The sequence below is a fragment of the Streptomyces sp. HSW2009 genome (assembly GCF_040240285.1).
Classification (GTDB): Bacteria; Actinomycetota; Actinomycetes; order Streptomycetales; family Streptomycetaceae; genus Streptomyces.
Map to the genome: position 1 here is coordinate 1 of NZ_JBEHZD010000092.1, position 18,933 is coordinate 18,933.

Below are 18,933 nucleotides of genomic sequence, written 5' to 3' on the forward strand. Positions count from 1 at the left end.
CGCGGGGGGGGGCGCGCGGCCCCCCCCCCCGGCCGGCCCCGGAACCCCCCCGGCGGCCCCCCGGGGCGGCGGCCGGGCCACCGGCCCGGGCCCCCGCGCGGGCGCCCGCCCCGTGTTCCACACCCCCTGGGAGGGCGGCACCGCCTACGCCACCGCCGCCCTCCCGCTCGCCGACCTCATCGAGGCCCAGCTCGACATCGGCCACCTCGCAGCCCTACTGGCCTGCCCCGACTCCCCCGAAGCCATCGGCGACGGCACCCCCTACGTCGGCGTCAGCCGGGTCCCACCGGGCCACGCCCTGGTGCTGCGCGGCTACGGCTCCGAGACCGCCGACCGGGACGGCAGGGCACACGGCAGGGACAGCCCCGGCGACACCTGGCACCCGTACGGCACGTACGACGGCGGGCCCTACGGCACCCCGGGCCGGCCCGCCGACGGCGCGTACGGCGCCGCGTACGGCGACGGCCCCTACCGCGACGCCGGCTACGACAGTCACCGCACCACCCCGGGCCCGCGCGGCCCGCACCACACGCCCAGACCCGGCTCGCGCGGCGGCTCCCGCGACATCGTCGGCTACGAACCCACCGCGTCCCTCGCCGTCGCCGCCCCCCAACTCGACCCCGACCTCGCCGTGGAAGGCGTACGGGACGCACTCGTGGAAGCCGTACGGGTCCGACTCGCCGCGCCCCGGCACGCACCCGAACACGACGGGCCCGGACTCGACCCGGGGCCGGTCCCCGGCATGGGCCCGGCCGAGCGCCGCGCAGCCCGGGGCGCACCGGCCGCCGGCGTCGGCGCCGCCCCCCCCCGCCCCCCCCCCCCCGCCCCCCCCCCCCGACGGCGGCTCCGGGCCCGAGCCAGCGCCCCGCGGCCCAGCCGGACCACGCCCCGCCGGCCCACCCCGCCCCTCCGGCCCCGGCCGCCACGAGTCATAACCCAGCCACCACTGCCACCACTGCCACCACTGCGGGCATCACCAGCACCCCACCACCACAGGTGACCCGCCCCACCCCTCCGAAACCCCACCCCGCCCCACCCCGCCTCATCCCAGCCACCTCACCTCAGCCCCGGCCGCCCCACCCCCGTAAGCCGCCCCCTCCACCCACCGCAGCCCACATACGCGTACACGTACACGAGTACGTACACGAGTACGCCGACAGGCGGCGCCGAAGAAAGCTCCCGCCTCTCGGTATCGGGAGAAGGGACGGTTCCCACCGCGGCCACACGCCCGTGACGGGCCCGCCCAGATTTCGCCACGGGATATCGCATCCGGCGATGCGGGGCGTCCCAGGAGCTGGGCTTGACCTTGACGCCTACGTCAAGGCCGACGATCGGCGCATGGCTTTCGACTCGCGCGAGGTTCGCCTCGACACCCACGTCCCCCTCGGCCAGCCGCTCACGCACGGCCTCTTTCACCAGACCCGGTCCCTGATCAGCGGACCAGTGGTCGTACGCAACCGATGGATGTCCCTGACCGCCGCCATGCGCACCCTCATCAGCGGTACCGCGGCGCCCATGCCCGCCTACCAGGTGGGCGAGGTCATGCACGGACCTGCGGTGGGAGAAGTGGTGGCCTCCACCGATCCCGAGCTGGCTCCCGGCAACTGGGTGCGGCACAGCCGCGGCTGGCGTGAATACGCTGTCGTCGACACCTACGAGAAGATCGAGCCGGTCCCCTCCGCCGAGGAGGCAATGCGCCACCTGGGACAGGGCTTGACCACCTACGTGGGCCTGCGGGCCGCGGCCCACGTACAGCCCGGCGACACGGTCCTGGTGACCGGGGCGACAGGCGCGGTCGGCAGCATTGCCGCTCCGATCGCCCGCCTGCTGGGCGCAGCCCGCGTGGTGGGCAGCACCGGCTCCCCCGGCCGTGCCGCCGACCTCGGCTACGACGCCGTGTACGACCGGCACACGGGCAGCATGGCCGACGTGGCGCCGGCCGGCGTCGACGCAGTGCTCGACACCGTCGGCGGCCAACAGCTGCGCGAGGCCGTCCAGCTCGCACGGCCCGGGGCAAGGATCGCGCTCTGCGGAGCCCTCGCCCACCAGCTCGGCGGCGACCCGCCCACCGTGGAACTCGATCTGATGACGCTGATCGGCAAGCGCATCACCCTCCGTGGGTTCACCGCGTCCGACCACCCCCACTTGCACGAGGAATGGCACCGGCTGGGGCTGCGCGAGCCGTTCACGGTCGTCGACGGCCTGGACCGCGCGCCGCAAGCCCTCATCGACCTCCTGGCCGGCCGCTATGCCGGCGGTCTCGTCGTCCGCGTGTGACCATGGCAGGCATGCAGATCGCAGAAGCCGCCCGCGCCGCAGGTACTACGCCTCGGGCACTGCGTTGGTACCAGCAGCACGGGCTGCTGGCGCCGCGGCGGTCCCCGGCGGGGTACCGCGACTACGACGAGAGCGCCGTGCAGCGCGTGCGCCACATCCGGGAGCTGCTCAGCCTCGGCTTCACCCTCGCCGACGTACAGACCTTCGTCGATGTCCTGGACCGTGAGATCCCCACCGACTTCACCCAGCCCGGCAGCCCGGTCTGCCACCTCGCACTGGAGAAGGCGCGCGCCCGGCTGGCTGCCCTCGACGAGCGCATTGCTGCCGCTACGCACATCCGCGACCGGCTAGCAGAGCGACTCAAAGACTGATCTGACGGTGGGCGAGGAGTGATCACAGGAGCCTGTGAGCCCACCGCGCCCTACCCGAAGCGTCGAAGGTGCGCACGCACGGTGTTGGGCCGCTCCAACCAGGGCTCGTGCCCAGCACCTTCGATCTGGCCGTCCGCGCCGGTTCTTCCTGTACTGCTCATGGTCAGATCTCCGTCCACTCGCGTTGCCGTCGACCGCCGACCCGGCTGGCTGAACGACCTCGCGAACAGCGGGCTGGCCCCACGCGTGGGCCTCTCCGGAGCTCTGCGCGAAGACAGCATGCCGTCGCCCAGGGAATCACCACCCCGACAACTCCCGCGTCAACGAAGTGATCTCCGCCTACGGAATTCTTGCCAGAGCCGTCCACGTGCATATGCACGCATACCCCCAGGTCAGCGCCTCAGCCACCGCCAAGCATCAGAGTGACGCGTCCGCTGATCGAGTTGCCGCGTACCGCGGGCGGGTGTGCCGTGGAAGGTGCGCCCCGGCTCTCGATCGGGGGTGGCGAGGGAAGAGGGACCCGTCATGACGCAGACCCACACGCATCCGCAGCCCCGTTCGCACGGCCCCCGGCACGCGCGCCCGCGCAAGCCGGGCGCGACCGCGCGGTACGTCGAGCACCACACCTACGCCTGGTCGGTACCGCTCGTCCTGGGACTGATCTTCGGCGCGTACGTAGGCTTCCTGGAACACGACGGCGGCTCGTCCGCCGGCAAGTCCGCGATCGTCGGGCTGATCGGGATGGCCGTCTGCATCGGCGTCTGCTTCCTGATCGGCCGCGCGCAGAGTTCGATGATCACCGAGGCGAAGGCGCTCGCGTACGGGGTGGCCTTCGGTTGCGCCTTCGGCTTCCTGTACGCGCTCAGCGGCGCCACGGTCTTCAAGTCGGCCATGATGGGCCTGCTCCTCGGCGTGATCATGGGCGTCTGCGCGCTGTACGTGTTCCGTACGCGGTTGCGGTCACGTTGACGCGGCGCAGCCGGTACGGGCCGGCGGAACCTGCCGATCCGGAAGACCCGGAAGACCCGGAAGCTCGGAGGCCGAGGGTCGAGGCCCGGCAGATCCGGACAGCTCGGACAGTTCGGATAGCCCAGACGGCCCGACCGACCTGGACAACCCGACGGCGCAGGAGGCCCGGAAAGCCCGGCTGGGCGAGGCCGAGGACCTCGGGCGTCGGTCTCGCGGACCAGTCCCATGGACCGGCAGCAGTCGGTCCTCACGACCGTTCCGAGCGGGCCCGCGGCTACCTAGCGTCGACCCATGGACGACACGAGTGGCACCCTCGACGAAGCCCTTGAGCGCCTCCACAACACCGGCCCCGAGCGGGGTGGCTGGCTGTCCAACCATGCACCGATGGCGGTCGAAGCCCTGGTCAAGCACGGTCAGGCGGCCACCGTACACGGCTGGCTCGACTACTACCGGAGCAAGCTGGAAGACCGGCCGCGACCGGTCTCCACGATCACCGAAGCCCCCAGGCACCAGGCGCTCGGCGACCCGCGGCACCTCACCGACTGGGCCGACTTCTTCGGCCGCCAGCTCGCCGAGCGGCCGTGGCGGGAGGTGCTGGCCGAGTGGTGGCCCCGGCTGCTGCCCGGCCTTCTCGCCTCCGCGACCCACCCGCTGATCCGGGTCGGCCACGCCGTACGCACCCTGCTCGACGACGAACGGGCCGCGGCCCGCACCCTCCGCCCCACTGCCGGCCCCGGCGCGACGAACCCGGCCCCGGCCACCCAGGTCACCCCGACCACCGCCGGCGGCCCGCGGCTGGCCGAACTCGCCGAGGCCCTCGGCTACTGGGCTGCTCGGTACCAGCCCCTCCCCGTCCCGGTCGTCCCCACCGGCACGGCCGACCCCGAGCACGCGCTCGCCGCGCTCCCGCGACTGGCCGATCCGCAGGGCGGCATCCTCGACCGGATCGCCCGGCTCCCCGGCCTTCCCCACTGGCCGGAAGCGACCGCCGCACTGTACGCACCGGACGCTCCCGACCTGGCGTACGCGCAGCTCAGCCGGCTGGTCAGCAGCAGTGCCCGACGCTATGCGGCGTACGGTCACGGTGACCCGATCATGCTGGTGCACGCGGCCACCGCGCCCAATGCCGTACTCCGTACGCTGCCCGCCCTGCCCAAGGAACTGTGGGCACCCTCGCTCCGCGCGGTGTGGCCGTCGGTGGCCGCGATCATGTCCATCTACCAGCCCGCGGCCCCCGCACCGGCGGGGCGCGAGACGACGGAGGCCGCTTCGATGACACCGGAGGAGGTCTTCGCGCACGCGGCGGCACACGGCGACGAGCATGTGATCAAGTTCGCGGACACCGTGCTGGACGTCCTCTCCGACGTCACTCCGGATGGCGCCGCGGATGACGTCTTGGATGACGCCCCGGATGACGTCTTGGACGATGCCACGGGCGCGACCGCACGTACGGCGCGCGGTGCGGATGCGGGTGCGGGCGCAGCCGCGGATACGAGTACCCGTACGCGTACGGGTAGGGGTGCGCGTACGGCTAGGGGTGCGGATACCCGTATGGGCGCAGATCCGCACCCGGAGCCGGATAACGGTCAGGCCCTGGTCGCGGCCCTGCGAGCCCAGTCTTTGATCGAGTCGCCGCTGTAGGCAAGTCGCCGCCCCCGAGCCCGGCACAGCCACAGACCGCCACACCAAGGCCAAGCACCAAGACCAAGCACCACCGACACCACAACCCGGGCCCGATACGGCCACCGCGCACCGCCGTGTCGGGCACCCCGGCCCGCACGACGCCTTTCGGACAGCTTTGACGAGCACATGCCGCACCGATCGCGGCGCTTTTCGGCCCACTGCGCAACCGAGCGCCACGCCTCAAGTGGTCGCCAAGCGATAGCCATCGGTCGTTTGACGCCATGCCACGTTAAGTAAACGACTGATCTCGGACAGGTTGAGCACCAAGGGAGCCCTGCCCGTACGTGCAGAGATGATCAAAAAGCCCTGCGCGGCCAGTGGATTGGTGGACCATGCAACTGAGCCGACCCGGCGCACCACCGCACGTCGTGGGCGTCGGGCCGCCCCCTGCGCGCGCACCCGCGGGGGAAGACCGGCGTGACTCCCCGTAAGGGAAATGGGGGTTCGTCACGCCAGGGGAATGGCTGCATCTCGCACTTGTTTAAACTTCAAGAAGAGCTTTCCGAGTGAAACAGTGGATGTCATGACGAGTGGACCCCAGTCCGAGCCGCGCTGGCTCACCGATGAGGAGCAGCAGACCTGGCAGGCGTACATGCACGCCTCCACGCTTCTTGAGGACCATCTCGACCGCCAGTTGCAGCGCGACGCCGGTATGCCGCACACCTACTACGTACTCCTGGTGCTCCTGGAGCGCGCGCCGCGCCGGCAGATGCGCATGACCGAATTGGCGCGGAGCGCGAAGATCACCCGGTCCCGCCTCTCGCACGCCGTGTCCCGGCTGGAGAAGCACGGCTGGGTGCAGCGCGAGGACTGCGCATCGGACAAGCGCGGCCAGAACGCGGTACTCACCGATGAGGGGTACAAGGTGCTGAGCCAATCCGCCCCCGGTCACGTCGACGCGGTCCGCAACGCGATCTTCAACCGGCTCTCGGACGAGCAGGTGCGCCAACTCGGCGAGATCTGCCGCGTCATCGCCAACGGCCTCCAGCCGGAGCGCGGCGACGCCGACCTCCCCTGGCAGCGCTGACCCTTCCCGACGGCACCGCTCCTTCCCGACGGTTCCACCCCGCCCAGCGGCGCTGCCGTCCGCGGGCGGCGCCGACCCCGCTGGCCGTACGGGCTTCCGCCGGCAGCGCCAGCCCCGTGCCTGCGATACGGGCCTTGGCCAGCACCCCTCCGCGTACCCCTGCACCCCTGAACACGGCAGGCGGCGCCCGCCGCCACGCACAGAGCCCCCGCCGTCGGACGCTGTCGCCAGCGCGTCCAACGGCGGGGGCCCGTCGCTAGCTGCCGCTACCTACCGAGCGCGGCAGCCCGCCAGTCCTCCCGATACTCCCCGCGGCGCGCGTGGCGCCGCGGGGACTCGCCTGAGGTCAGTGCGCCATCACCGGCACCGGAACGTCGTCTTCCGAGCCGTCCCCTGAGGACGCGGCGGCCGGGCCGCTCTGCGGGCCGGTGTTGATCAGCGTGAAGGCGATCGCCGAGGCCACCACGAGGATGACCACGGCCCAGGTGATCGCGGTCGTGTACCCCTCGACCAGGGCCGTCATCTTCAGGCCCGCGGACGGGCCCTCGCCCTTCACGTGGTCCTTGAAGTACTCCGTGGTGGCGCTGGCCGCGATCGTGTTGAGCAGCGCGGTGCCGATGGCGCCGCCGACCTGCTGCGAGGTGTTGACCATCGCGGAGGCGACACCCGCGTCACGCGGCTGCACACCGTGCGTGGCCAGGCTCATCGCCGGCATGAACGCGGTACCCATGCCCAGGCCGAGCAGCAGCAGCGCCGGCAGGATCAGCCCGGCGTACGAGCTCTCGGTGTCGAGCTGGGTCAGCAGCAGCATGCCGATCGCGGCGGTCAGGAAGCCGGGGCCCATGAGCAGCCGCGGCGGGACCCGGGTCATCAGACGGGCACCGATCTGCGTCGAACCGGTGATCATCGTGGCGATCATCGGCAGGAACGCGAGGCCGGTGGTGACCGGGCTGAAGTCCTTGACGATCTGGAGGTAGTAGGTCAGGAAGAGGAACAGGCCGAACATACCGATGACCGCGAGGCCCAGCGACATGTACACGCCGGCGCGGTTGCGGTCGGTGAGGACGCGCAGCGGCAGCAGCGGGTTCTTGACCTTGCTCTCGACGACCACGAAGGCGGCGAGCAGCACCACGGCGGCGATGAAGAGGCCGATGGTGGCGCCCGCGGTCCAGCCGTCCTCCTCGGCCCGGGTGAAGCCGTACACCAGCGAGACCAGACCCGTGGTGGCGAGGATGACGCCGGGTATGTCGAGCTTGGAGGGGTTACGGCTGTCGCTGGGCTCACTGATCACCGTGATCGCGCCGGCGACGGCGACGACGGCGAACGGGATGTTCACGTAGAACGTCCAACGCCAGTCCATGTACTCGGTGAGCACACCACCCAGGATCAGACCGACGGCGCCACCACCACCGGCGATCGCACCGAAGACGCCGAACGCCTTGGCGCGCTCCTTCGGGTCGGTGAAGGTGACCGCGAGCAGCGACAGCGCGGCGGGCGCGAGCAGCGCGCCGAAGACGCCCTGGAGGGCGCGGGCGCCGAGCAGCATGCCGGTGTTGACCGCGGCGCCGCCGATCGCGGAGGCGGCGGCGAAGCCGAGCAGGCCGATGATGAACGTCTGACGGCGTCCCCACAGGTCAGCGAGGCGACCGCCGAAGAGCAGGAGTCCACCGAAGGCGAGGGCGTAGGCAGTGATGACCCACTGCTTGTTGCCCTCGGATATGTGGAGCGACTCCTGCGCCGAGGGGAGTGCGATGTTCACGATGGTCGCGTCGAGCACGACCATGAGTTGCGCGAGGGCGATGAAGACCAGCGCTTTCCAGCGCCTGGGGTCAGCTTGCTTGGCCATTTCTGGCATGAGGGGGCCTACCTAGCGAGACGGGAGTGAAAGGTGCAGGACTCGGCGGGCCGGTGACGCGGGAGGCATGCAGGGGCCCGAGGGTGACAGGGGGCGCCGACGATGACGGTCAGCGGCGCGAGTGCGGATCGGCGGCGCGATCCGGGGCTCAGGTCGTGGGGCGCAGGTCCTCCAAGGTTGCGGCCGTTCCGGGGAGTTCCGAACGGGCCGGTGTGGCCAGCCCGTCCAGGAACAGTTGGAGATGCCGGTGAACGAAGCGGTCGAAGTCCATGCAGACGCTTCCGCACCCGGAATCGTGCGCCCGGGGCGAGGACCCCAGGCCGGGCAGCGGTCGAGTGAGCTGGGTGACCGCGACCATCAGGTCACCGACGGCTATGTCGGTACGCAGTTGGCCGCTCGCCCGCGCGTCGCTCATGACCGCCTCGATGCTTGCGTTGAGGCGATCACGTGCGGCCATCAGGTCAGGGTGTCCCCTGTCCGGACTGTGCGAAATGAGCGGGCACAGCGCACCGATGCGCTCGTCAGCCGCCTGGTGCACGAAGCGCCGAAGGGCCTGGAAGGCATCCGACTCCTGTGCTCTCGCCTCGTCCGCCCGATCCGCTATGCGGTCCATGACGGAGAGGGCGACGTGGTGTACCAGCTCACTGCGATCTGCGAAGTGCCGATAGAGCGTGGCATTTCCTACCCCAGCCCGTCGAGCGATTTCATCGAGCGGGACCTCGGCCCCGTGCTCGACGAACATCTCGCGCGCCGCCGCGACGATCCGCTCCCGGTTGCGCAGCGCGTCCGCGCGCAGCCGGGGCTGCGAGACCTTCGCCGGGCTGGTGGCGGTCACATCCACTCTCCTTCTCACCTGTCGGGACCGTGGCCCCGGTTCGCTCACCTGCCGTGTTCGGCAGCGTTGACGTGCTGTTCCTCCGTCGCCGGCGCACAGTCCCGCCTTCGTGACGGATCTGACCGTGGCGTCTGCGACTGCCGATGACTTCCGCGGTTTCCGGGCGATCGGTTGCACGATGCGGTCTCGGGGCGCCCCCCCGGCCCCCCCGCCGCCCCCCCCCCCCGGGCCGGCGCAGCGCCGCCCCCCCCCGCGAAGGACAATGAGATAGGGGGGGGGGGGGCGCCGGGCGCCCGCGCGCCCCCCCCCCCCCCCCCCCCCCCCCCCCCCCCCCCCCCCGCCCCGTCTCGCTCCACTTCCCCACCCCGGAGCGATTCCCTTGACCTAGGTCTCGGGTCCTCGTTCCGGGGACCTAGTCCCCGTTTCTGAAGTCACCCGGTTAAACGGGGAGCCCCTCCCCGGATATTTCGCGAACCGATGTGAACTGGGCCACACTCCCGAAAGGCAGGGCCGACGGCCGCGGGAAGCGCCCCCCCGGGCATCCCCCACCCACGCCCCAGCTCTCCATTTCCACAGGTCAGAGGTGTCGTACTGATGAGGTACGGGCCTACCCGGCCGCCCGCGCCACGCATCGGTACGGGCCCGGAGGGCCATCCGCACCCCGCCGACTGTGCCCCTGCAAAGCGGTTCCGCCCGCCCCGGCCGCTTCCGTAACCGGTCGAGTACGTTCCGGCCGCGCGGCACAGCGCCCGGGCCTCCGCCATTCCGCCAAGGGCCCGCTGGACGGTTCCGCCCCACGCACCGACCGCCCCAACAGCCCCGCCCACCCCGCAGTGGCGGTCCGGCCCCGAGCAAGCCCCGGCGAGCCCCCGCAAGCTCCGCCGACTACGCACCGCCCGCACCCGCCACACAGCGCATCAGGAGCCCCACCCCGGCCACGCCTCACCCACCACCCCGCACATCGCACCCCCGTACGCCGCCATCACCCGCCACTCCGCCCCGTTCCCCTCACTTCCCGCCGCACCGGCACCCCGTGCACCACGGCACCCAACCGGCGCACGGATTACGCGCGGACGGGCGCACTCGGCGCGCGTAGCGCCCGCGAGCTCGGGAGGGTGGGTCGCACAGCGCAGCCATCAGCACCCGCCCCGGCTGCCTCGGCCACGAAGGCGGGACCGGCATGCGACACCGCGACCCCGGCGACAACGCCGCCCGCGAACCCGACGGGCCCCCACGCGACGCAGACGACGAACGCGCGACGCACCCCGACGAGCCGGGAGAGATATCCGGGGCAGAGGTGCCGCCTGAGGCAGAGGCCACATCCGGAGCAGGAGCCACATCCGGGGCAGGGTCCGCACCCGCGCTGGAAGCCGTACCCGCGGCAGAGGCCGCTTCAGGGTCGGAGGCCGCACACGGGGCAGGGCCAGGGGTCGCGCCCGAGGCAGGGAGCCCACCCATCCACGAGCCGGGGCTTACGTCCGAGGCAAGCCCGGAGGCTGGATACGGCCGCGACAACCGCAGCCCGGCACACCCGGCGCCGACCCGTACCAGCCGTTCAACGCCCTCAGGCTCCCTCTCGCACGCCCCCGAAAACCACCCCCCTATACCCCCTAATTCCACCGCCCCACGAATATCCCCATCCCCTCCCACGTACGCCTCGTCACCCCCTAGGCCCCCAGCAACCCCCCGCCCACCTGCCTCGGCGCCGCTCGCCCTGGCAACGGGTCGTCATGGCCGCGCCATGGCCGGCCACGAGCGAATACGCGCAGGTCGTACGCCCCGTGTCGCACTGCTGGCCGCCGCGGCGGTCGCCGCGCTGATGCCGGCGGCCCCCACCGCCCCGGAGGTCACGACCGCGACTCCCCCAGGCCGTCCCCCGCTCCCCACCGAGTGGGAAACCACCGAACCGAACCCCGCGGACGACCAGTCGCAGTCGCACCAGGCCCAAGCCGACGACGGGGCGGCCACCCGGCGCGACGAGGCGGCAGGCAGGGCCGCCGACGAGGCCGACGGCACGGCGGCCCGCCCCGACTCCGACCCCACTCAGAACGGCCGCACCGCACGACCCCCCGCACCGCACCGCCCGCAAGACGCCACCGACGCCGCAGACGCCGAAAACACCAAGGCCACCGGCGCATCCGAGGCCGCCGATGACGCAGCCGACCTCCCCTGCGCCCTCCCCACCCACGGCGGCGCCCAACTGGCCGAGGGCATACCGACCGAGGGCAGCTACAGCCGCAGCACGGGCACGGTGCGCGCACTCACCCTCATGATCGACTTCCCGGGCACCCCGGGCGAGGGAACCGCACAGCGACGTTTCGCGGAGTTCTTCCCACAAACCTCGCAGTGGTTCGCGCGGAGTTCGTACGGGCGCCTCGACTACCGCCCGGACACGCCGATCCGCCACTGGTTGCGCATGCCGCACCCCTTCGCCTCGTACGGGATCGAGCGCGGCAGCCCGTACGAGCCCGGCTACCGGCGGCTGTTGGACGACCTGGTGGCCGCGGCCGACGAGCGGGTGGACTTCAGCCGGTACGACCTGGTCAACGTGCTGGTCACGCCGAACGCCGGGCCGCCGGCCGCGCAGACCGTGCTGTCGGTGACCTTCGCGGGCAACGACAGCGCCCCGCGCGCCGACGGCGTACGGCTGGCCAATGTCTCGTTCGTCTACAGCCGTCAGGACGACGGCACGGGCACCCTGCACGAGACCGGATACCGGGTGCTCCCGCACGAGAACAACCACTCCTTCGGCCTCCCCGACCTCTACACCGCATCCGGTGCGCAACACGCCGGCCACTGGGATCTGATGTCCGAGGACTGGGGTGCCAACAACGATGTCATCGGCTGGCACAAGTGGAAACTGGGCTGGTTGAAGGCGCGCCAGGTCGCCTGCGCCACCAAGAGCCCCGGCGCAACCGCCAGCCCGGGAACTTCCCGACACACCCTCAGCCCCCTCGCCCGCGCCGGCGGCACCAAGGTGGTCTTCCTCCCGGTGTCACCCCGTGGCGGGTACGCCATGGAGGCCCGCACCCGGGAGGGCAACGCCGCAGCCGTCTGCCAACCCGGCGTCCTCATCTACTGGGTGGACGTCCACAAGGAGTCGGGGCAGGGCCCCGTGACGGTCATGGACGCCCGGCGCACAACACCTCTCCCCCGCCCCGGCGCCCCCACCCCGCACACCCCTACGCCCCCAAACGCCCCCACCACCCGAACCACGACCGGCAACACTCCGGCCAACCACCTGAGCCACCTCACCCCGTACCGCAGCGGCCTCCGCCCGTGGAACGCGCCCATCAGCGAACCGCGGAGCTGCTCCCAACTGCCCAATGTCCACGCGGACCTCAGCGACGCGACGTTCACCCCCGGCCAGACGTTTCACGACAACCGACACGGCGTACGCGTGAGCATCGCCATCACCGGTCACACCCGAAACGGCGACTACACCATCAAGATCACCCGCCGTGGCAGCTCAGCCTGACCCCACCGACGCGCCCCCTACGGAAATCCGCACCCCACAGGCCCCAGAGCCGGGCTAAGGGACCCGCCAGTGCTGTCGACCGAGGCTGATCAAGCGCAGTTGGCTACGGGCCGTCGCGGCGATCCGCGCCTCCGCGGCCTCCGCCGCACGCACCGCTTCCGCCGCGTGCACCGCTTCCGCTGCCGCCACGTCCCGCGCGGGACCGTCGGCCGCCCCGCCGCCGGCCACCCCGGCACCGTCGGCAGTCCCCTCCGACCCCACGACCGTACGGTCCGGAGGCGTACGCGCCACCGCTGCACCGTCCGGAGCGGTACGGTCCGGGGCCGCTTCCAAGAACGCGGCGGCGGTCATCACCATGTGGTCCACGTACAACTCCGCCAACATCCGCACGTCATCGGCGCTCCACCCCTCCGCCTCCAGCGGCACGGCGAACGCCGCGGCGACCTCGTCCACGAAGCGCCCCAACTGTGCGGCGATGGCCTCCCGGACGGGGCGTACGCCGCCGTGCCGTTCGCGGGCGATGAACCGGACGTGCGCCGGATGCGTACGGACGTGGCGCGCCACCGCGTCGACGGTGCCCTCGATCCGTTCCTCGTCACCGTCCTGTTCGGCGAGTACGTCCCGGATCATCCCGTGCAGACTGCCCAGCGCCTCCTCGACGAGCGCCACCCCCAGATCGGCCATGTCCCGGAAGTGCCGGTAGAACGCGGCGGGCGCCACTCCCACCACACGGGTCACCTCGCGCAGGCCGAGGCTGCTCAGACTCTGCTCCGCGAGCAGCCGCAGCCCCGCGTCTAGGAGCGCCTGCCGGGTCTTCTGCTTCTGGGCCTGCCTGACCCCGACCGTGTGACTCATGTCATTCAGTAAACAACCGTTCTCCCACTTTGGCCACCGTAGACTGAACTGAGTGAACAGTCGTCACCCCAACTGTTCACCGAAACTCAGCGCACCCGCTGTACGCCACCACCCCGCACGCAGCCCGCCCCCTACTGCACCCCGTATCACCACACACCAGACCGTCACGCCCCACGCGCCACGCCCCACCCCGTCCGATCGCTCCTCACCGAGAAGGGACCGCCATGCTCTTCCTCGTCGCTGTCTTCCTCCTGATGAGCCTCCTGATCGGAGCCGCGGCCCATACGTCGCTGCCGGTCTTCCTCATCGCGGCCACGGCCATTGCCAGTTGGCTCCTCGTCTTCACCCTCCGCGAGCGCCGGGCGCGCACCAGGCACTGACCGCCCCCACAGCGAAAGGAGCCCCCATGAGCGCCCTCACCACCCCACATCAACCCACCGCGACCCCGAAGCCCCCTACCGCCCCTCCCGCCGCCGGAACCACCGCCACCCGCCGCCCGGCCGGCCCCCGCGACGCCGACGGCATGGCCGTGGCCTCCTTCGTACTCGGCCTCATCGGCCTCCTACTCTTCAATCTCGTCTTCGGCCCCTGCGCCATAGCCCTGGCCACCCTCGCCCTCCTCCGCAACATCCAACGCAAGGGCCGCGCCCTCCTCGGCCTCACCCTGGGCGTGGCCGACCTGGCCGTCCTCATCACCCTCGTCACCACGAACAACACGGTGACGTGGCACTTCGGCGGCTAACCCCACCCCCGCCCACCCAACCCACCAGCCCACCCCACCCGGACACACCCCCATCCGCTACCCTGTCCTGGGCCGCCCTCAACGACGGCCCAGTCTCCCAGGAACCTGCGCGGTCCCACCACGACCGCCACCCACCCGAGGGACACGCCCCGCCTCCGTAGCTCAGGGGATAGAGCACCGCTCTCCTAAAGCGGGTGTCGCAGGTTCGAATCCTGCCGGGGGCACAGAGAAATTGCAGGTCAGAGGCCCTTTCGTCCGCCGGACGGGAGGGCCTTCGTGCTGCGGTGCAGATCTGGGGTAGGGCGGGCGTGCGGCATTCGCCTGTCAGGCGGTCGGTGACCGCCACTTGGCAACCTGTGGGCGTAGAGGTGCCGTTGCCAGCAACCAGCAACCGCGTGGCGGTAGGGGCAACGGGTGCCTGCCGGCGCTCAGGCCCCGCCCTCCGGTCGCTTCGTCGGGCCGGCGCCGGGGGGCGGTAGGGGTGGCGGCTCGTCGTGCTGTCGGGCCAACCCCGCCTGTACGGCGCCCGCTAGTACGCGGACGGCGACGCCGACGAGCAGCAGCCCTCCCGCCATCTGCACCATCGTGAGCGCCCGTCCGGCCTCCGAGCGCGCCGCGATGTCGCCGTAGCCGACCGTGCTGAAGGTGGTCAGGGTGAAGTACAGCGCGTCCGTCCTGGTCAGCGGCTCGCTGAAGGAGTCGGGCGCGGAGCGGGCCAGCAGGTAGTACGAGGCGGCGAAGAGGACCAGGAAGAGCAGCAGCGTGGCGGTCAGCCCCTCGATGGCGCGCAGCCGCGGATGAGGGGAACGCGCGATGGCCCGTACCTCCCAGCAGAACACGAGCAGCAGCGCGAGCAGCCCGCACACCAGCAGCACGCCCGTGCCCGCGGTGAGCCGGTCGTCCATGGGGAGCAGGTAGTAGCCGGTGACGAGACCGACGGCGACGCCCCAGGCACGCGCGACGGCGACCCGGACGACGCGGCGGCGAGGGCGGGAGCGGTCGCCGGGCGGGGCCGGCTCGGCGGGGGCCCGGCCGCTGCCGCCTGAGGTCGTACCGCTCATCTCGCCCCTTCGTCCCGTCCGGTCTCCACGGCCCGATCGTTCCCGCATCCCGGCCCGCTGCCCAGGCGGCGGGCCGGGAGCACCCCTGACGGGTGACCCGACCTGACGGGTGACCCGGCCCCTGACCGGTGGCCCGACACATGCCCGGTGTCCCGGCCGCCCCTGGTCGGTGACCCGGCCCCTGGCGCCGACCGGCCTCGGGACCGGGCGGGGCCGGTGAGAACGCCGTACCGAGTACGTCCGAGACGCCGCGCCCGGGCGGCACCACAGCCGCCCGGGGTCGGTGGTGCCAAGGGGTCGCCTCGCGTCAGTCGACGACGCCGAGGTCCTCCCGCATGATGCGGCGCATGGTCGTGAGTTTGGGCTCTGCGGCCTTGAGGGCGAGGAGTACCTGGTCCGGGTCCTCGCCCGGGGGCGCCAGGCCGCGGTCGATGCGTTTGACGGCGGCGTCGGCCCCGGCGAGTACCGCGTTGAGCTCGCGGGAGGCGGCCAGCACCGTCTCGGGGACGATCATCTGCGCCTCGGCGTAGCGGTCGCGGTAGTCGCGGCGGGCTTCTTCGACCTGGCTCCGTTCGTCGTCGCCGTAGACGCCGTCGCGCAGTCGGTGCAGGGCGTCCTTGAGCAGGGTGTGGAAGTTGCGGGACGCGCGGTTCATGGCGGTGTACGCGGCCCGCCGTTCCTCGTGGTGCCGCCGCTGGTCCTCCGTCCGGGCCTCGTCGGCGCGTTGGCGCCTGGCCACCCAGTGGGTGACCAGCGGTGCGAAGAGCGTGCCCAGCACGCCGACGACTGCGGTGACCGTGGCGGCCAGGGCGGCATTCACGCTGGTGACCCTAGTCGGGTGGGGTCATGGGCGAACGCGGAATCGGCGCCGGCCGGGCCGGGCCGGGGCATCGGCGGAGTCTGCCGCCCGCCCTATCCGGCCCGCCCCTCGATCAGCACCGCCACCCCGTCCAGCACGGAGCCGAGGCCGAGTTCGAAGAGGCGGCTCAGGTCCAGGTCGTAGCCGCTGGTGCCGAGGGATTCCATGACGCGGTTGAAGGTGGGGTAGTCGCCGGAGTCGGTGAGGGCGGCCAGGGCTGGTTCCTGGTGGGCTAGCCACTGGGCGTCGGAGAGGCCGGTGGCGCTTGCGGCCTGGGCCTCGCGTTCCAGCTCGGCTGCGATGCCCTGCACCTGGCTGTAGAGCAGCACGTTCAGGTCGATCATCGTCGCGGGGGGCAGGCCCTGGCCGTCCAGGGCCGCCAGCATCCACTCCGAGTAGGCCATCAGGTGCGGCAGCAGGAGGGGGCGGGTGAGCGGGCCGATCTGGGCCAGCCAGGGGTGCGCCTGGTGCAGGGCCCACAGGGAGCGGGCCCCGAGTTCCAGCCGGGTTCGCCAGTGGGCGGGGGCGGGTTTGGGCAGGCGCAGTTCGCTAAAGGCCGCGTCGGCCATCAGCAACACCAACTCGTCCTTGCTGTGCACGTGCCGGTAGGGCGACATGGTGGCGGCGTTCAGCCGGGCCGCGATGCTGCGCATGGAGACCGCCGCCAAACCCTCGCTGTCGGCGACCTCGATGGCGGTGCGCACGATGCGTTCCCGCGTCAGTTCCCGCGCTGGTGCGTGTGTCGGTTCGCGCGTCGGTTCGCGCTCCGGGGCGGGTGTGGGGGGCGTACGGGGCGCTGCGCTGCGCCTGCGCGCCTCGGCGGGGCCCGACGCCTCGGCCGCACCTCGCATCTTGGCCGGCCTCCCGGCGCCGGCCGGCCCCCGCGCCTCGGCCCGCCCTCGCACCCCAACCGGCCCGTATGCCTCAGCCGACCCTCGTACCGCAGCCGACCCCTGTCCCTCGGCCGAACCCCGAGTCTCCGCCAGCCCGCGCACTCCGGTCGAGCCCCCCCCCTCAACCACCACAGTCCCCACCCGCGGCTCCGCCCGTACCAGCCCCTCCTCGCGTAGGGCCGTGAGCGCCTTCGCGGCCGTGGCCAGGGCTACGTCCCACTCCCGGGCGACCTGGCGGGTCGAGGGGACCCGGTCGCCCGGTGCGAGTTCGCCCGCGGTGATGCGGCGTCGGATCTCGGCGGCCACCCGCTGGTACGGCGGAATTTTCGCGGCACTCATGCGCCCCCTCCCTCTGTACTAGCACAGAGGCTACCAGCGGGGACCCCGAACAGCCCTCCATCACCTAGTACAGATAGCTAGTACAGCCCAGGAAATAGGGGCTTTGCAGTGCGCTGCGTACGCCGTACATTCAAGCGCGTACACCGTACGGATCGTCGTGCGAACCCCCGTACGAAACCGTCGTATGGACCCCTGTGGAGGGACCGTCATGAAGGGCACCGAGGACATGAACGCCACGCCGACCGTGTTGATCTCCGGGGCGAGCGCCGCCGGGCTCGCCGCTGCTCACTGGCTGCGGCGGCGGGGCTATGCGCCGACGGTCGTCGAGCGGGCGCCCGGGCTGCGGCCCGGTGGGCACGCGATCGACGTACGGGGCGTCGCGCTCGACGTGCTGGACCGGATGGATCTGCTCGGCCCGGCGGAGGAATTGCGCACCCGGATGCGCGGCATGACGATGTTCGACGCGGCGGGCCAGGAGCTGTGGCGTTCGCACGAGAAGGCGTTCAGCAGTGGGCGGCTCGACAGTGCGGACATCGAGGTGTTGCGGGAGGACCTGAACCGGCTGCTGTACGAGCGGACGCAGGGCGAGGTGGAATATCTCTTCCAGGATTCGCTGGTGGCTCTCGATGAAGGACCGCACGGGGTGACCGCGCGCTTCGAGCGTGCTGCGGACCGGAGGTTCGACCTGGTGGTGGGGGCCGACGGACTGCATTCGAAGGTGCGGCAGTTGGCCTTCGGGCCGGAGCGGGAGTTCCTGCGGCCGACCGGCGCGCACCTGGCCGTCTTCAGTACGGACAACTTCCTGCACCTGGAGGACTGGCAGCACTGGCTCCAGGACGAGACCGGCAGCTACTGCGTCTACCCGGTGCGCGGGAACACCGAACTGCGAGCCACGCTCGGCTTCGTCGGCGGTCCTGTCGACTGTGACCACCACGCCGTCGAGCAGCAGAAGGCGCTGGTCACCGCGCAGCTGTCGCATCTGGGCGGGGACACCCCGCGGCTGCTGCGGGCGATGTGGTCCGCGCCCGACTTCTACTTCGACTCCATGGCCCAGGTGCATATGGACCGCTGGTCGACGGGGCGGATCGCGCTCATCGGCGACGCCGGCTACTGCCCCTCGCCCCTCAGCGGGCAGGGCACCAGCCTGGCCCTGGTCGGCGCGTACGTACTGGCTGACGAACTCGGCAAGGCGGCCGGCGACCACCGCACCGCGTTCGCCGCCTACGAGCGGCGCATGCGCCCGTACGTCGCGCTCAACCAGGCCCTGGCCACCGAGAACGCGGGCGGGATGGCCCCCGAGGAGTCCACCACGCGCGCGAAGAACGCCCTGGTGCTGGATGAGGACGCGGGCGCGGGCGCGGCTGCGGATGCGGGCGCGGCTGCGGCAGGGGACGGGGATGCGGATGGGGGCGCGGGTGGGTGCGTGGCCGGGTCTGCCACCGCGCGGGCGGCTCGTCCCGCGCACGCGCACGCGGGGCCGGCCGCGCCGGTGGGCGCCTGAGCCACCCACAGCAGCGTCCGCCTGAGCCACCCGCGCCGGCGCGCGCCTGGGCCGAGCCACTGCCCGCGTCCAAGCCCACGCCCGCGCGGGCGCCGGGCCGCTACCGCACCGCCGCCGCGTCCCTACCGCACCGCCGCCGCCCCGCCCGGCCCCCCAACGCCCCCGCCGCCCCCCCCCGTTGCGGGGGG

The 18,933-nt window shown here is 72.1% G+C and carries 14 protein-coding genes, 1 tRNA gene and 4 pseudogenes; 12 read left to right on the top strand and 7 right to left on the bottom strand.

Going from position 1 to position 18,933, the window contains the following annotated elements:
* The 7 genes and pseudogenes from AAHZ94_RS36400 to AAHZ94_RS10245 all read left to right on the top strand — a co-directional run.
* Positions 1–307: pseudogene (locus AAHZ94_RS36400) on the top strand (asparagine synthase-related protein); the annotation flags it as partial.
* Positions 308–547: 240 nt separating this feature from the next.
* Positions 548–799: pseudogene (locus AAHZ94_RS36405) on the top strand (asparagine synthase-related protein); the annotation flags it as partial.
* Positions 800–1,338: 539 nt separating this feature from the next.
* Positions 1,339–2,277, top strand: coding sequence for a zinc-binding dehydrogenase (locus AAHZ94_RS10225; RefSeq protein ID WP_349992366.1), 939 nt, complete (start codon positions 1,339–1,341; stop codon positions 2,275–2,277).
* An 11-nt stretch (positions 2,278–2,288) separates the two neighbouring features.
* On the top strand, positions 2,289–2,648 hold the full coding sequence (locus AAHZ94_RS10230) for a MerR family transcriptional regulator (protein ID WP_349992367.1): 360 nt from the start codon (positions 2,289–2,291) through the stop codon (positions 2,646–2,648).
* A 525-nt stretch (positions 2,649–3,173) separates the two neighbouring features.
* Complete coding sequence (locus tag AAHZ94_RS10235; RefSeq protein ID WP_349992369.1) at positions 3,174–3,617, top strand: hypothetical protein; 444 nt, start codon at positions 3,174–3,176, stop codon at positions 3,615–3,617.
* Between the two features lie 291 nt (positions 3,618–3,908).
* Positions 3,909–4,997 (top strand): annotated as a pseudogene (locus tag AAHZ94_RS10240) (questin oxidase family protein); the annotation flags it as partial.
* An 826-nt stretch (positions 4,998–5,823) separates the two neighbouring features.
* Positions 5,824–6,327: a MarR family winged helix-turn-helix transcriptional regulator gene (locus AAHZ94_RS10245; RefSeq protein WP_349992371.1), complete on the top strand. Its 504-nt coding sequence runs from the start codon at positions 5,824–5,826 to the stop codon at positions 6,325–6,327.
* A gap of 346 nt (positions 6,328–6,673) precedes the next feature.
* Here the strand turns inward: AAHZ94_RS10245 and AAHZ94_RS10250 are convergent, their stop codons facing one another.
* The 3 genes from AAHZ94_RS10250 to AAHZ94_RS10260 form a co-directional block, all read right to left on the bottom strand.
* Complete coding sequence (locus AAHZ94_RS10250; protein WP_349992373.1) at positions 6,674–8,182, bottom strand: MFS transporter; 1,509 nt, start codon at positions 8,180–8,182, stop codon at positions 6,674–6,676.
* 148 nt (positions 8,183–8,330) lie between these two features.
* On the bottom strand, positions 8,331–9,023 hold the full coding sequence (locus AAHZ94_RS10255; RefSeq protein WP_502964631.1) for a TetR/AcrR family transcriptional regulator: 693 nt from the start codon (positions 9,021–9,023) through the stop codon (positions 8,331–8,333).
* 38 nt (positions 9,024–9,061) lie between these two features.
* A complete protein-coding gene (locus AAHZ94_RS10260; protein ID WP_349992377.1) occupies positions 9,062–9,373 on the bottom strand; it encodes a hypothetical protein in 312 nt (103 codons plus the stop codon).
* A gap of 1,844 nt (positions 9,374–11,217) precedes the next feature.
* Here AAHZ94_RS10260 and AAHZ94_RS10265 point away from each other — a divergent pair.
* On the top strand, positions 11,218–12,495 hold the full coding sequence (locus AAHZ94_RS10265) for a M6 family metalloprotease domain-containing protein (RefSeq protein WP_502964632.1): 1,278 nt from the start codon (positions 11,218–11,220) through the stop codon (positions 12,493–12,495).
* Positions 12,496–12,810: 315 nt separating this feature from the next.
* Here the strand turns inward: AAHZ94_RS10265 and AAHZ94_RS10270 are convergent.
* Positions 12,811–13,350: pseudogene (locus AAHZ94_RS10270) on the bottom strand (TetR family transcriptional regulator); the annotation flags it as partial.
* A gap of 224 nt (positions 13,351–13,574) precedes the next feature.
* Between AAHZ94_RS10270 and AAHZ94_RS10275 the strand changes: the two are divergent.
* The 3 genes from AAHZ94_RS10275 (at position 13,575) to AAHZ94_RS10285 (ending at position 14,316) form a co-directional block, all read left to right on the top strand.
* Entirely contained in the window at positions 13,575–13,730 is a 156-nt protein-coding gene (locus AAHZ94_RS10275) for a hypothetical protein (protein WP_349992379.1), read from the top strand.
* A 26-nt stretch (positions 13,731–13,756) separates the two neighbouring features.
* Entirely contained in the window at positions 13,757–14,092 is a 336-nt protein-coding gene (locus tag AAHZ94_RS10280; RefSeq protein WP_349992381.1) for a DUF4190 domain-containing protein, read from the top strand.
* A gap of 151 nt (positions 14,093–14,243) precedes the next feature.
* A tRNA-Arg gene (locus AAHZ94_RS10285) sits at positions 14,244–14,316 on the top strand.
* A 204-nt stretch (positions 14,317–14,520) separates the two neighbouring features.
* Here the strand turns inward: AAHZ94_RS10285 and AAHZ94_RS10290 are convergent.
* From AAHZ94_RS10290 to AAHZ94_RS10300, 3 genes are all read right to left on the bottom strand, one after another.
* Positions 14,521–15,153 carry a potassium channel family protein gene (locus AAHZ94_RS10290; protein ID WP_349992382.1) on the bottom strand — a complete coding sequence of 211 codons (633 nt, stop codon included), beginning with the start codon at positions 15,151–15,153 and terminating at the stop codon, positions 14,521–14,523.
* Positions 15,154–15,460: 307 nt separating this feature from the next.
* Positions 15,461–15,973, bottom strand: coding sequence for a hypothetical protein (locus AAHZ94_RS10295; protein ID WP_349992383.1), 513 nt, complete (start codon positions 15,971–15,973; stop codon positions 15,461–15,463).
* 92 nt (positions 15,974–16,065) lie between these two features.
* A complete protein-coding gene (locus AAHZ94_RS10300; protein ID WP_349992384.1) occupies positions 16,066–17,244 on the bottom strand; it encodes a TetR/AcrR family transcriptional regulator C-terminal domain-containing protein in 1,179 nt (392 codons plus the stop codon).
* 208 nt (positions 17,245–17,452) lie between these two features.
* Between AAHZ94_RS10300 and AAHZ94_RS10305 the strand changes: the two genes are divergently transcribed.
* Positions 17,453–18,745, top strand: coding sequence for an FAD-dependent monooxygenase (locus tag AAHZ94_RS10305; RefSeq protein ID WP_349992385.1), 1,293 nt, complete (start codon positions 17,453–17,455; stop codon positions 18,743–18,745).
* The last annotated feature ends 188 nt before the right edge of the window (positions 18,746–18,933 follow it).